This window comes from Actinoplanes sp. NPDC051388 (assembly GCF_055586225.1).
The window spans coordinates 189,826-204,243 of record NZ_JBVJIP010000007.1 but is presented as its reverse complement, the minus strand read 5'-3'; the positions used below and the strand labels follow the sequence as shown (position 1 = coordinate 204,243).

The following is a 14,418-nucleotide window of genomic DNA, read 5'->3' as shown; positions in this document are numbered from 1 at the left end:
AACTTTTTCCTGGGGCTTGGGGAGGGGGCGCGTGGGGGGCTCTGCGCCCCCCCCCCCCCCCCCCCCCCCCCCCCCCCCGCCTCCGGCCACCACCCCGCCGACCCAGCCGCCGGTTGAGGAGCCGGCCGAGCCCGACCCGACCACCCCGCCGCCCGCGGGGGGCGGAAACGCCGGGGGAGAGGGCTGGGCCGCGGACGTCGCCTACCGCACCGGCGACGTGGTGACCTTCAGGGGCGTGCGGTACCAGTGCCGGCAGGGTCACACCTCGCTGAGTAGCTGGGAGCCGTCGATCTACACCCTTGCCCTCTGGTTGCCGCTGTGAAGGCCCGCGCTCTCCTGCTGGCCGTCGCTCTGCTGCTCGGCGGGTGCGGCACCGACGTGGCCCGGACGACCCAGGTCACCGCCGCCGTGCAGGCCGGGGACACCTACAACGACACCGACGTGATGTACCTGCAGATGATGGTGGCGCACCACGAGCAGGGCCTGGAGATGGTGCGGATCGCCGAGAAGTCGGCCCGGCGGATGGAGATCCGGAGCCTGGCCAAGGCGGTCGACCTCACCCAGGCCGACGAGATCACCATGATGAAGGCGTGGCTCGAGGGCTGGTCCAAACCGGCCACTGTGGACCACGACATGAGCGTGCACGCGGCGCACGGCGGCCTGCCGGCCACCGGCCCGGCGGAGATGCAGGCCCTGCGCGACGCGAAGGGCGCCGACTTCGAGTCCACCTTCCTCAACCTGTTCGTCGCCCACCAGCACAACGCGATCGAGATGGCCGGCCTGGAACGGACCGGCGGCGCGAACACCGAGGCCAAGGCGTTCGCCGAACGGGTGCGCGAATCCCGCACCGACCAGGTGCGCCAGATGTTGAAGCTCCTCAACAGCTGACGCGCGCGGGCTCGTCCTTCCCATCCCCAAGGACGAGCCCGCCACTCCTGGGCCACGAGGAACTGCCCCCGCCCGGTGCAACCCTATGAACTCAGAAGGTGACCTCCAGCGAGGTCAGCCGGTGCCCGACCGGCGGCGTCGGCTGCCAGGCCGGGGTTTCGTAGGCCGGCGCGATGTCCGGGCAGCGGTCCAGCAGGATCCGGAAGCACTCGTCGGTCTCCATCCGGGCCAGCGCCGCGCCCAGGCAGTAGTAGGTGCCCATGCCGAACGCCAGGTTGCGGCCGCGCTTGCGGTGGAGGTCGAAGGTGTCCGGGTCGGAGAAGTGCTCCGGGTCGCGGTTGCCGGCCATCAGCGCGAGATAGATGCGCTTTCCGGCCGGGATCGGATGGCCGTGCAGCTCGATCGGCTCGGTGACGGCCCGCCCGATCACGCCGGCCGGGCCGTCCAGGCGCAGCATCTCCTCGACCGCGAGCGGCGTCAGGTCCGGCTTCTCCTTCAGCAGCGCCAGCTGACCCGGGTTGTCGAAGAGCAGCACCAGGCCGTTGGCGATCAGGTTGGCCGTGGTCTCGTGGCCGGCGAAGAGCAGCAGCACGCAGTTGGCCACCGCTTCGTCCTCGGTGACCTGGCCTTCGGCCTCGGCGGCGACGAACATGCTCAGCACGTCGTCGCGCGGCTCGACGCGGCGCTCGGCGGCGAGCACGCGCAGGTAGTCGTGCATCTCGAGCATGCTGCGCTGGGCCTGGCGCAGACCCTGCACGTCGCCGTTGCCGAAGATCGCCAGGATGTCCCGGGACCACGCCTGCAGCTGTTCCCGGTCACCGACCGGCATGCCGAGCATCTCGGCGATCACGTTCGCCGGCAGCGGGTACGCGAGATCGCGCACCACATCCATCTCGCCCTTCAGAGCCACCGCGTCGAGCAGCTCGTTGGTGATCTCCCGCACCCGGGGCCGCAACCGGTCCACCATCGCCGGGGTGAAGTAGCGCTTGAGCAGCTGCTGGAAGCGCACGTGCTCGACCGGGTCGGTGTGCCCCATCCACATCTCGAGCGACCGCCGCATCGGGGCCAGCTCCTCCTGCTCGGCCGGCGTCAGGCGCAGCAGGCTCTGCGTCATGTTGGCGGTGTCCATCCGCTTGTCCCGCAGCGCGGCGACGATGTCCGCGTGCCGGGTGAGCAGGTATCCGTCGAACTGCGGGAGCCGGGCGAGCGGGCTCTCGGCGCGCACCCGGTGCAGGAACGCGTTCGGATCCGCCAGCACCTCGGGGGTGAACACGTCGTAGTCCCGCACGGTCGCAGTCTGATCACTCATGGTCGCGATTCTGGCCGAGTCCAGTGATCCACATCCATCCCGACACGGTGCCGGAATCCGCAATGGACGGTAATCCGCAGCTCGGCAGGGGACATGGAACGGCGATGGAACGGGCGTGGAACGCCTCACGGTCATGCGCCGGATCACCTTCACCCGCAGCGGCTCGTCGATCCTCGTGGCCGCCTTGGTCACCTCCATCGCCGCGCTGGGCTTCGGCCCGGCGCCGGCCGCGGCCGATCCGGCGCGCGCCGCCGCCGCGGCACCCGATCCACTCCCCCGGGAGGGCACCGCGGCGGCGGGTGCGCTGGCCGGGACCCACGCGGTCACCGAGTCGGGGCAGGCCACCTACACGGTCGGCATCGAGGCGCCGCCCGGGCTCGCCGGGCTCGCCCCGGACATCGACCTGACGGTCAGCTCCGGAGGCGGCGACGGCCTGGCCGGCGAGGGCTGGAACATCTCCGGGTTCTCCACCATCGAGCGCTGCGCACTGAGCGCCGCGCAGTCCGGCGAGTACGCCCGCCCGATCGACGACCCGGCCGGCCGGCCGGACGCGTTCTGCCTCGACGGGCAGCTGCTCGTGGTGACGGCGGGGGCCTACGGCGCGGACGGCTCGGAGTACCGCACCGAGGTGGACACCTTCTCGCGGATCACCGCCACCGGTGTGGACGCCGCCGGGCCACAGGGCTTCGAGGTGCGCACGAAGGACGGCGCGATCCTGCGCTACGGCTTCGCCACGGACGCGGTCACCGCGCTGGACGGCAAGCGCCGGCGCTGGGCGATGCACGAGCAACAGGACCGCAGCGGCAACTTCCTGGAGATCGCGTACGCGCGGGTGTGCACCCCGCCGCAGCCGATCCCGACCTGCACCCGGTTCGCACCCTCGGAGGTGCGCTACGGCGGGCACCGCTCGTCCTCCGGCGCCGTCCAGGCCCACGACCGGCTGGTGCGGTTCGTCTACGAGGAGCGCGCGGACGGCTGGTCGGCGCACTCGCGGGGCCTGCGCGACCTGGAGTGGCGCCGGCTCAACCGGATCGAGACCGTGGTCGGCGGCGTGGTGGCCCGGCGCTACAAGGCGGTCTACGACTCGCGGCCGGACGTCAGCCGGCTCACCCAGCTGTTCGAGTGCGCCGACGACGGCGCCACCGAGGTCTGCAAGCCGCCGACCACCTTCACCTACGACACCGGGGAGGGCTTCTTCACGTCGGCGACCGACGGGCCGGTCGTCCCGGACATCTTCGGCAACGGCCTGGGCAGCGCGGCGGTGGGCCAGACGATCGTGCTCGACGCCAACGGCGACGGGCTGGACGACATCGTGTTCGGCTCGCCGGAGGAGCGCTACAGCTGCGACCCGAGCCTGTCCAGTTGCAGCGGCAGCTGGGAGTTCCGGCTGGCGGTGGCCGGTGGCGACCGGTCCGCGCCGTACACGGTGGTGAATCTGGATCTCGGGTCCCAGCCCGACCTCGGCTTTCCGTTCTGGTGCATCTCGCAGGACAGCGTCATCGACTACAACGGCGACGGGCGCGACGACCTGGCCAGCACCTGCGGCTTCCGCAAGAACGGCATCGTGCTGGTCTCGACCGGGCAGGACTTCGTCCAGGAGCGCATCCCGGTGATCCCGGACGACACCGACGAGCCGTTCTGGCTCGCCGACCTCAACGGCGACGCGCTCAGCGACGTGCTGATCTGCAAGAGCGACAAGAGCCTGCGGCTGCACCTGAACCGCGGCCCCGGTGCGGGCTTCGAGGCCGGGCGCACGCTGCCGAACTACGGCCACGAGGGTGACTCGCCGATGCGCGGCTGGCGCGGCGGGCGGGGCACCGAGGCGTGCGAGGCGCCGATGTTCGTGGACGTCGACGGCGACGGCGTGGCCAACGTGCTGAAGCGGCAGTGGGCGCTGACCGGCACACCCGACGACGAGACGTCGATCTGGACCCAGACCTGGAAGGCGCTGTCGATCGATCCGGCCGCCGCCCGCTGGATCGACACCGGTCTGGCCTTCGACGAGACGATCAACGGCGACCTGCCGGACCCCGAGGACATCTTCGACCTCACGCCGTACTGGGCCGGTGACGTCTTCGACGACGACGACGGCAACGACGGCGGTCAGGTCACCGTCACGTCCTATGCCCGGAAGTGGCAGATGCGGGTGGCGGACGTCAACGGCGACGGCCTGGACGACATCGTCCGCTATGACGGCACCCTGCAGAACCGGGTGCGGCTGCACATCAACACCGGCAAGGGATTCGGGGTGGACGCGCCGATCCTGCTCGGCGACCCGTCCTGGGACTGGTACCGGGTGAGCGCGTACGGGTTCGCCCGCGCCCAGTTCCTCGACTACAACAACGACGGGCGCACGGATGTGCTGCTGCCGGTCGGCGACCCCGGCCAGCCGGCGACCATGCGCTGGGTCGTGCACCGCGTGCGGGACCGGTCGAGCTTCGTGCCCGAGCTGCTCGGCACGATGAACATCGCGCAGGCCACCCTGCCGATCCGCGCGGACGCCGACGGCGACGGCAGCTCCGACCTGATCCTGGCCGAGGACGTCCCCGGCCTGCTCGACCCGCACGGCAACCCGGCGAACCGGATGAAGATCCGGTGGGGCTCCTACTCCCGGGGCAACAAGATCGTCGCGGTCCGCGACGGCCTGGGCCGGCGGACCCTGTTCGGCTACGACAGGCTCGACGCGGATCAGCGGCCGGTCTATCGCCGCACCACGTCCTGCCGGTCGGTGCACAGCTGGTGCGCGGCGCGGGTCGGCCCGCTGGCTTCCAGCGTCCTGATCGCGGCGACGGAACGGCTGCCCGTGCCGCCGTTCGAGCGGGCCGCCCGGGTCAGCTTCCAGACGTTCCGCTACGAGGACGCGCGGCACGCGTGGTACGGCCGCGGGAGCCTGGGCTTCGGCCGCCGCGTCGTGACCTCGTTCGGCGCCACCAACACCGAGCTGATCGAGACCGCGTCCACGCTCTACGACAACTCGACCCACCAGGACGTCACGCCCGGCGCCGCGATCCGGCACTGGTTCCCGTTCGCCGGGCGGCCGATCATCGCCGAGTCGCGGTCCGGCCCGGTGCGGCACGGCCTCGCCGCCCAGGCGGAGACGCTGCGGCTGCTGGTGACCAACCCGATCCGGCACGAGGTGAAGCTGTCCGCCGCCGGGGTCCCGTTCGTCACCGACACCGGCAGCTCGCAGGCCGAGATGATGCGGATCCCGGCGGCCGGCACCGAGCGGGTGGTCAAGTCGACCGAGACCTCGACCGCCTACGACGCGGACGGCAACCCGGTGCTCTCCACCGTCGCCGTGCGCAACGGGCAGAGCGCCGAGGTGGCCCGGACCCGGACGGAGATCAGCTACGACACGAGCGCCGCGCGGCGTACCCAATGGCTGTTGAATCTTCCGGTCCGCCGCACGATCACCCACACCCGGCAGGGGAGCGCGGAGACCCGCACGCTGGCCTACACGCACAGCGCCGACCGGGGGCTGCCGCTCAGCACCACGATCGAGCCGGACGACGCCGCGCTCACGCTGGTCGAGTCCAGCGCCTACGACGAGTTCGGCAACGTGATCCGGCAGGACACCGCCGGGGCCGGCGAGACGACCCGGACCACCCGCACGGACTATGACGCTCGCGGCCTCTTCCCGACGGTGATCAGGAATCCGGCCGGGCACGCGAGCACGACCGTCACCGATCCCGCGCTGGGCAGCCCGCTGGTGCAGGTCGACCCGAACGGCGTGGCGACACAGTTCGCCTACGACGGATTCGGCCGGATCCGGCGCGAGCGCGGACCCAACGGCGACACCGTCACCACCTATGCCCGGGCCGACACCGACACCACCGCCCTGCTGCGCGCTCGGGTGCGGGCCACCACGCAGGTGGCCGGCGGCGCGACCACGATCGAGTTCGCCGACGCGCTCGGCCGCGGCGTCGACCGACGGGTCAGCGGATACGCGGGCACGATGGTCGGCACCGAGACCGGCTACGACCATGCCGGCCGGCAGATCTCGGTGACCCGTCCGCACCTGCCCGGCGACACCGGCCAGGGCACTACGCGATACACCTACGACGCGCTCGGCCGGCTCACCACCGCCGCCCGCCCGGACGACGACGCGCCGGGCGGCGTGGCCACCTCCACCCTGCGGTACGGCTGGCCGGACGAGGCGCCCTCGGCGGCGTCGTTCACCGCGCCGGTCAAGGCGGCGGGCGCCGAGGCGGTCGCGATCACCGATCCGACCGGCCGGACGTCCGTGCAGGTGAACGACTTCGGCGGCGCGCTGGTCGCGAGCGTGGACGCGGCCGGGGCGGCCACCCAGACCGAGTACGGCTCGTTCGACGTCGCCCGGCGGATCATCGACCCGGCCGGGGCGGTCACCGGGTTCGACGTCGACCGGCTGGGCCGCAACATCGCGGTCACCAGCGCCGACGCCGGCCGGCACGGCTACACCTGGACCCGGTTCGGGCAGCTGCGCACACACACCGACCCGCGCGGGATCGCCTCGGAGTACACGTACGACACGCTCGGCCGGACCGTCCGGCGGGCGGATCCGCGCGGCGCGGCCACCTGGACCTACGACGGGCCGGGCAGCAACGCCGTCGGCAAGCTGGTGGAGTCGCTGAGCCCGGACGGCGCGCGCACCACGCTGCGCTACGAGGACCCGCCGGCCACCGGACCCAACCGCGGGCTGCCGGCCTCGACCGAGCAGACCGTCGAGGGGCGCAGCCACCGGATCGGGTACACCTACGACGGGTTCGGCCGGGTCAGCCACATCGAATATCCGGCGGCCGGCGCCCTGCGCTTCGGCGTCGACCAGGTGTGGGACACCACCGGCCTGCTCACCGAGGTGCGGGACAGCTCGACCGGCCGACCGTTCTGGTCCTTCGTGGACGACGACCAGGGCTACCGGATCGGCGTGGAACGCCTCGGCAACGGCGTCATCACGACGTCGACGTTCCAGCCGCTCAGCGGCCGGCTCGGCGGCACGACGTCGGGAAAGGGCGCCGGGACCGAGGTGCAACACCTCGACTACGGCTACGACGCCGCCGGGAACGTGCGGCGGCTGGTCGACACGGTCCGGCCGGACCGGTCCCGGACCTATGCGTACGACGCGGTCCACCGGCTGTCCGAATCGAGAACCGCGCAGGACCTGGTCGACGAGCAGTTCGCCTACGACCGGGCGGGCAACATCACCAGCCAGTTCGGGGTGGGCGCCTACACCTACGGGACCGCCGGGCGGCTGCCCAACGCGGTTACCAGGGCCGGGACCAACACCTTCTCCTACGACGCGGCGGGCAACCAGACCGACCGGCGCGGGCCGGGCGTCGCGCACGGCACGCAGGAGGTCTCCTACACACCGGCGAACCTGCCGTCGAAGGTGACCACCGGTCCCGAGCCGACCCCACGGGCGACCAGCTTCCTCTACGGCGCCGACGAGCAGCGCGTGCTGCGCAAGGCCCCGGACGCCGTCACCACCTATGTCGGCGGCCTCTACGAGCGCCGCGAGACACCCGCCGGCCAGCTCGAGCACCGCTACTACGTGCAGGCCGGCGACCGCCCGGTGGCCCAGGTGGTCCGGCCCGAGCTGGGCGGCCGGGTGGTGCAGAGCATCACCACGTACGCGCACCCGGACCGGCTCGGATCACCGCTGGACCACAGCGACGAGACCGGCGCCGCCGGGCACAGCCAGCGGTTCAGCTCGTACGGCGTGAACCGCGAGCCGGACCCGCGGGCGACCGGCGAGCAGGGTTACGCCGGAAAGCAGACCGACTCGGATCTCGGGCTGGTCGACATGTCCGGCCGGCTCTACGACCCGCTGGTGGGCCGATTCCTCTCGGTCGACCCGGTGATCGTCGACGGCGCCGGTGGCGCGGGCGCCGAGTCGCCGCAGGACAGACTGATGTCCCGGGTGACCGCGGACGCCGCGCCGGTGATGTCCGCCGCGGATCTGCTGCAGCCCTATGCCTATGCCGCGAACAACCCGCTCACCCTCGCCGACCGGGACGGCCGGCAACCGGTGCCGGGCTACTACCGGGCGAAGATGGCCGTCGAGTATCTCGCGACCACGACCCCGGGCCAGGCCGTGACCGGATTCGCCGTCGGGGTGACGCAGGGCGCCGCGCCCGGCGGATTCCTGGCCGGTCCGGCCTTCACCCGGATCGCGCCCAGCCGCACGTTCGAGTTCTTCCGCGGCGCCGGCGAGTTCTCCTACGGCTTCGTCCAGATGTTCGGCGGCAGCGCCGGCGCCGCCGGTGGCGGCCTGGCGAGCGCGACCGGGCTCGGCGCGACGCTGGGCGCGCCCGCCGCGGTCGCCTCCAGTGCGGTCGCCATCGAGGGCGCGGTCGACATGGGCGCCGGGATCGCGACGATGATCGGCTCGATCTTCATGGCGGACTCGCAGTCGCCCGGCGGCGGCGAGAGCACCGGCGCCGGACCGGCCGCGACGCCGGCGCCGGTGCAGAGCTCGCCGCCGCCGGCCGCCGGACCCATGTCCACCACCTTCTACGGCCCGCTGCCGCTGCCGTCGATCGCGAAGGGAGCGATCGCGAAGCGGGCGGTGGAGCTGAAGGCCGCGCTGCGCAACTGGCGGTCGTCGCGGTTCAAGGCCGGCGGTCAGACGTTCATGCTGGACAAGAAGGGCCTGGAACACATCCTGGAGCGGCACCACCCGAAGTTCTGGAACGGCACCAGCAAGCAGCGGCAGAGCTTCTTCGACCCGAACCACTCGATCGCGGACGTCGAGAACATCGTCTCGGAGGTCATGCGGCAGAATTCCGGCTATCTCGCCAAGCGCGGCGCCAACGGGATGTACCAGATCCGGGGGCAGGTCGACGGCTACTGGTACACGTTGGGTCTGAACAATGGTCGCATCGCCCAGCTCTATCCGAATTGAGAGCTACCTGCGCTCCCCGGACGGCACGTTCACGGATCCGGCGGCGACGGTCACGCCGCCGCCGGACCCGGACTACGTCGAGGGCGCGATCGAGCTGGTCGTCGGCCGGGTCGAGATCATCGGCCGGCCACAGTGGGACTACGTCGACCAGCTCTGGGCCTACCTGGTGACGATGGTCCGCACCCTCGACACCGAGGACGCGGCAGACACCTGGTTCCCGGACCAGCCGATCCGGCTCGGCTTCCGGCGCGAGGGCCGGCAGATCAAGATCAAGAGCGAGATCGGCCCCGACGTACGCGAGGCGCACGCCGACGCGGGCGAGTTCCTGGCGGCGGTGCGGACCGCCGCCGAGGAGTTCTTCCACCGGATGATCGAGCTGGTCCCGCGGAACGCCTCCGGTTACCGCGCCGCGCTGGACGAGCTCGCCGGGCGATAGCAGCAGCGCAGCCCGGTCGAGACGGCCGCACGCAGCTCACGCCCGACGGCCGGGTCCGCGGCCGCGATCCGGTCGAGCGCCCGCCGGATGGCCTTGCCGACCGAGATCCGGGCCCGCTCACCGGCGGTGGCGAAGGCCCGGTGCCGCCGCCCGAGCCCGGACGCGGCGTGCAGTTCGGCGACCAGCCAGTCGTGCTCGGCCTGCGCCTCGGGCGTCCGCCGTCCGTCGGGCCCGGCCCGCAGCCGCGTCAGCCGCTCGCGATAGGCGCGGATCGCCGCCTCGTCCAGCACCGGCTGGTGCCCGCCGCCGGCCAGGTCGGCGGCGCCGGCATCGCCGGCCGCCAGCCGCACGGCCGAAATCTCCTGCCCGGGGTTGGCCAGCAGGGTCGCCAGGTAGTCCATGCCGCGGCAGTCCTCGACCTCGGCGACCCGTCCGTTCAGCTCGATCAGCCAGCGAGCGCCCCGGCGCCGGCACCGCACCACGGGCCGTCCGTCCGTGGGCAGCGCCATGCCGATGCCGTCGGCCTCCCGGGTGGCGACGCGAAGTTCCCCGGCGGCCTCGTCGGCGTCGCCCGGCCGCCCGCGCCGCCGCAAGGCTTGCGCCAGCCGGGCCCGGGAGAGTGTGGCGGCGGGCAGATGCCCGAGGGCCAGGTTGTCCCGGATGGCCGCGCGCAGGTGGACCACCGCCCGGGCGGCGTCGCCGGCGGTCAGCAGGGCGATCCCGATCGCGTGCCGGGTGGAGCCGAGGCAGGCGACGCCCGGCCCCGACATCGCCGGCAGGTGTCCATAGGGGAGCAGCTGCTGGGCGACCACGGCCGCGGTGCCGGCGTCGCCGAGCAAGTGGGCCGCCTCGGCGATCGCGCACATCGTGGGCAGCCAGGTGCCGCACCGGGGGAGATCGGCGACGGGCAACCGGGCGAGCGCGCCGGCCGCCTGCCGGTGCTCGCCGGCCGTGGCGGCGGCGACCGCCAGCGCGGCCCGGTGCGACTGGTCCACCGCGCTCAGCGTCGGTGAGCTGACCAGATCGCGCAGCATCGGCAGCAGGTCGCCGGCGCGTCCCTGGAACCAGCGCAGGGCGAACAACTGCGCGCCGAGCCGGCCGGCCGCGTCCGGGTCGGCCGCCGGCACACCGCGGTCCGCGCCGGCCCGGGCCAGCGCCTCGGCCTCCGTGAAGCGCCCGGCGCGGATGGCGAGCATGACGCCCATCGCGTCCGCCACGACGCCGGCCGCCCGGTGCGGTTGCCGGGCGAGCTGGCCCTCGAGGTCGGCCAGCCGGTGTTCGGCGCGCGGGTCGGCGTCCAGGAACGAGTCGGCGACCCGCCACAGCAGGCCGGTGACCTGATCGCCGCGCCGGGACGTGCGGAAGCCCGCGGCGATCAGGTCCCGGGCCAGCGCGTGCCGCAGCGTGCCGTGATCCGGGCCGAGCAGGCAATAGTGGGCCAGGTTCGCGGCCTCGGACCAGGCGATCGGGTCGCCGGACCGCTCGCAGTCGCGGACCACGGCCAGGATCGCGGCGTGCGTGCCGGCGTGGTGGTCGGCGTCGGCGATCAGCCGGGCTCTCAGCCGCAGGCCGAGAGCCGACCGCGGATCGGTCGTCGCCACGGCCCGGCGCAGGCGGTCCGCCATCAGCACGGCCGTCGCGGTGTCCCGGTACTCGTTCGGGGCGAGACCGTTGAGCCCGAGCGCGGCCCAGGCCATCGCCTCGGCATCGCCGGCGGCCTCGGCGAGGCGGAAGGCGGCGTCGAACAGCTCCCGGGCGGCCGGCCGGTCGCCGTCCACCCACAGGGCGTGCGCGGCGTCCGGCAGCAGCCGCCGGAGCCCGGCATCCGGCGCGACCGGCGCCACGGTCGGGGCACTCCAGTTCACGCACCCACCGTCCGGCAGACGGGTCGCCGCCGGGGAAATCCCGGACGATCCCGGACGCGGGCGAATTCCGGGAAGGGCCGCGCGGGCCGGGCCGCGCCAGTACGCTCTCGGGGTGCTGTCCCGTCTGCTCGGCCGGGGGCGCCGGCCCAAGCCGCCCACCCTTGACCTCGACGTGGCCCTCGACGACCTCGCGCTGCGCATGGCCCGCGACCGGGCGCTGGCCGGCACCTGGACCGCGGCCCGCGACGTGGTCGCCGAGGCCGGGGCCGATTGGGAGCTGCGCGCCCGGCGCGTCGCCGTGCTCAGCGACGCCGCGGCGAGCAACGGCGGCTGGCTGAGCGCCTGGCTGCAGGCCGCTCCGGACGACGCGGCGGCCGTCACCATTCAGGCGGCGACGCTGGGCGCGATGGCCGGCGAGGCTCGCGGCGCCCAATCGGCGGCCCACACCAGCCCCAAGCAGTTCCAGGCGTTCGCCGAGCTGTCCGAGGCGTCCGCCGAGGCCGGCCGCCGGGCGATCGCGCTGGCCGGGCCGCACGACCCGGTCCCGCACATCGAGCTGCTCGGCGCGATGTTCGCGGACGGCCGGGTGAACACGAGGGAATACCAGGTCACCCTCTCCGAGGCGCGCGGCCGCGACCCGCACAACTTCGAGCTGCACCTGACCGTCGTCAGCCTGCTGTGCGAGAAGTGGTACGGCTCGCACGACCGGATGTTCGCCGCGGCCCGGGACGCCGCCGAGGCCGCACCACCCGGTGCGAACGCGGTGATGCTGCCGTTCCTGGCCCACTTCGAGTTCGCCATGCGGGAGCACGGCTGGGACCAGCGCACCGCCGAGTCCCTGGCCGCCTGCTCGCGGCACTTCCACCGCCCCGAGGTGCGGCAGGAGCTCGACGGCTGGGCGGCGAAGTGGCGCGCCGGCACGCCGACCCCCGGCCGCGGCATGACCTGCCGGCACTGGCTGGCGCTGGCCCATTTCCTGGCCGGCCGCCGCCCGGAGGCCCGCGCGGTGATGGACGAGATCGGCTCGTACTTCGGCTCGACCGTGGCCTGGGCCTACTTCTTCGGCGACGCCGCCGGCGGTTATCAGGCCGCCTGGCGCTGGGCCCACCGCGACGACTGACGTCACTGCGCGCATGCGCGGCGGTTCCCGGACGTCGCCGGTCAGGACTGCATGAACTGCTGGACGAAACCGGCGCTGATCTTGCCGAGGATCTCCCATCCCTCCTTCGACCGGGCGACGGTCGCCTCGAACGAGTCGTCGTCCCCGACCTCGTTGAGGATCAGCTGGGAACACCGCACCCAGAGGCTGATCCGGGACACGAAATCCCGGGCCCACTCCACCACGTGATCGTCGCCGACGCCGCCGCGCAACGACAGCTGCGACGTGAGCATCAGGAACTCTTCGTCGTGGTACGACGTGGTGCTGTACGCCTCGTTCATGCCGCCCCACGTGCCGGCCGCGGCGAGTCCGGCGATGATGTTGTGCGCCGGCCAGCCCACCCGGCAGGTGAGAGACAGCCGTTCATGATCGTCTTGGACGAGCAGCACCGGCAGCGTTTCGCCGTCATCGTCGGTGAAGAAGAAGATGATGGTGCGGTCGTCGGTGCGCTGAGCGTCGGCGGCGCCGGGCAGCCGGCCGGCGATGTCGAGCAGATCGATGGTGCGGACCAGCGTGTGAGTCTTCATGGCCGCCACTCCGTCCTGTGCAGAGACCGTGCCGGCCGACGCTAACCGGTCCGGCCGGCGGCGGCTGTCCGGGCTGCGGCACGGCGGCGGTCGGATCTAGGACGCGGGCCTGCGCGTATGACGGAGCTGGTATGGACCGCGGCGCGGCGGCTTCGCCCATACTGAGATCGTTGTCGATGCAACCGTTTGGTGAACGGAGTGCACATGCCCGCTCTCATCGCTCTCCTGGTCATGGTCGGCTCGCTGGTGGCGCCCGCGAACGCGCCGGCCGCCACCCCGATCACCGTCGCGCAGGCGATCAGCAGTCAGAGCGGGGGGAGCGGCACGGTCCGCGGCTACGTCGTCGGGCAGCCCACCGCCGCGAACACCGTGCTGCGCAGCGGCTTCACCGGCGACACCGCCCTCGCGATCGCGGACGGCAGCGGCGAGACCGACCCGGGCGACATGCTCTACGTGCAGCTGACCACCGCGTACCGGTCGGGTTTCGGATTGCGGAGCAACCCCGGTCTGATCGGTGACCTGCTCACCGTGACCGGCACCCTGACACCCTATTTCACCCCGCACGCCGGCCTGAAGTCGCCGACCGCGATGACGCTCGGCGACGGGTCCACGCCGCCGCCGCCGACCGACCCGGATCCCGGCGGCTATTACGCGGCCGCGGCCGGCAAGTCGGGCGACGCCCTGAAGGACGCGCTGCACGGCATCATCTCCAGCGGCGTGACCACGCTGAACTACGACGCGGTGTGGAACGCGCTCAAGGTCACCGACCAGGACCCGGCGAACTCGGCGAACGTGATCCTGCTCTATTCCGGCACCAGCCGGTCCAAGTCGCTGAACGGCGGCGACCAGGGCGACTGGAACCGCGAGCACGTCTGGGCGAAGTCGCACGGCGACTTCGGCACCGGCAACGGCCCCGGCACCGACCTGCACCACCTGCGGCCTGAGGACGTGCACGTCAACTCGGAGCGGGACAACAAGGACTTCGACAACGGCGGCAGCGCGGTCGCCGACGCCCCCGGCAACCGGACCGACGCCGACTCGTGGGAGCCGCGCGCCGCGGTCAAGGGCGACGTGGCGCGCATGATCTTCTACATGGCGGTCCGCTATGAGGGCGGCGACTCCCACCCGGACCTGGAGGTGGACAACGCCACGAGCGGCGGCACCGCACCGCGGCTGGGCCGGCTGTCCGCCCTGCTCACTTGGAACGCGGCCGACCCACCGGACGCCTTCGAACGCAACCGCAACGAACGCATCTACACCAGCTACCAGCACAACCGAAACCCGTTCGTCGACCACCCGGAGTGGGTCAACTCGATCTTCGCCTGATCCCGCCCCTTACCGCCGAGCGCGG

Annotated in this window: 9 protein-coding genes; 6 read left to right on the top strand and 3 right to left on the bottom strand. The window is 72.8% G+C overall.

The features are described 5' to 3' along the window. The first annotated feature begins 31 nt into the window (after nucleotides 1-31). Both ACZ6TI_RS19555 and ACZ6TI_RS19550 read left to right on the top strand, forming a co-directional pair. Nucleotides 32-322 (top strand): carbohydrate-binding protein, encoded by a 291-nt coding sequence (locus tag ACZ6TI_RS19555; protein WP_465346724.1) that lies wholly within the window; start codon nucleotides 32-34, stop codon nucleotides 320-322. Further along, complete coding sequence (locus tag ACZ6TI_RS19550) at nucleotides 319-888, top strand: DUF305 domain-containing protein (RefSeq protein ID WP_465346498.1); 570 nt, start codon at nucleotides 319-321, stop codon at nucleotides 886-888. Before ACZ6TI_RS19555 ends, ACZ6TI_RS19550 begins: the two co-directional genes overlap by 4 nt. Before the next feature lie 91 nt (nucleotides 889-979). On the opposite strand, the gene ACZ6TI_RS19545 is transcribed toward ACZ6TI_RS19550, so the two are convergent. Further along, nucleotides 980-2,197, bottom strand: coding sequence for a cytochrome P450 (locus ACZ6TI_RS19545; protein WP_465346497.1), 1,218 nt, complete (start codon nucleotides 2,195-2,197; stop codon nucleotides 980-982). Between the two features lie 115 nt (nucleotides 2,198-2,312). Between ACZ6TI_RS19545 and ACZ6TI_RS19540 the strand changes: the two genes are divergently transcribed. Both ACZ6TI_RS19540 and ACZ6TI_RS19535 read left to right on the top strand, forming a co-directional pair. Further along, the gene (locus tag ACZ6TI_RS19540; RefSeq protein WP_465346496.1) at nucleotides 2,313-9,080 is read left to right on the top strand and encodes an FG-GAP-like repeat-containing protein; all 6,768 of its coding nucleotides are present in this window, start codon (nucleotides 2,313-2,315) and stop codon (nucleotides 9,078-9,080) included. Next, nucleotides 9,049-9,516: a hypothetical protein gene (locus tag ACZ6TI_RS19535; protein WP_465346495.1), complete on the top strand. Its 468-nt coding sequence runs from the start codon at nucleotides 9,049-9,051 to the stop codon at nucleotides 9,514-9,516. The genes ACZ6TI_RS19540 and ACZ6TI_RS19535 overlap by 32 nt, the downstream gene beginning before the upstream one ends. Here ACZ6TI_RS19535 and ACZ6TI_RS19530 read toward each other — a convergent pair. Then, a complete protein-coding gene (locus ACZ6TI_RS19530) occupies nucleotides 9,480-11,381 on the bottom strand; it encodes an ATP-binding protein (RefSeq protein WP_465346494.1) in 1,902 nt (633 codons plus the stop codon). The two genes, ACZ6TI_RS19535 and ACZ6TI_RS19530, sit on opposite strands and share 37 nt — an antisense overlap. 112 nt (nucleotides 11,382-11,493) lie before the next feature. Here ACZ6TI_RS19530 and ACZ6TI_RS19525 point away from each other — a divergent pair, with 112 nt between their 5' ends. Continuing rightward, a complete protein-coding gene (locus ACZ6TI_RS19525) occupies nucleotides 11,494-12,501 on the top strand; it encodes a hypothetical protein (protein ID WP_465346493.1) in 1,008 nt (335 codons plus the stop codon). A 41-nt stretch (nucleotides 12,502-12,542) separates the two neighbouring features. Here ACZ6TI_RS19525 and ACZ6TI_RS19520 read toward each other — a convergent pair whose 3' ends face one another. After that, nucleotides 12,543-13,067: a hypothetical protein gene (locus ACZ6TI_RS19520; RefSeq protein ID WP_465346492.1), complete on the bottom strand. Its 525-nt coding sequence runs from the start codon at nucleotides 13,065-13,067 to the stop codon at nucleotides 12,543-12,545. A gap of 204 nt (nucleotides 13,068-13,271) precedes the next feature. Between ACZ6TI_RS19520 and ACZ6TI_RS19515 the strand changes: the two genes are divergently transcribed. Beyond that, complete coding sequence (locus ACZ6TI_RS19515) at nucleotides 13,272-14,393, top strand: endonuclease (protein ID WP_465346491.1); 1,122 nt, start codon at nucleotides 13,272-13,274, stop codon at nucleotides 14,391-14,393. Nucleotides 14,394-14,418: the final 25 nt, after the last annotated feature.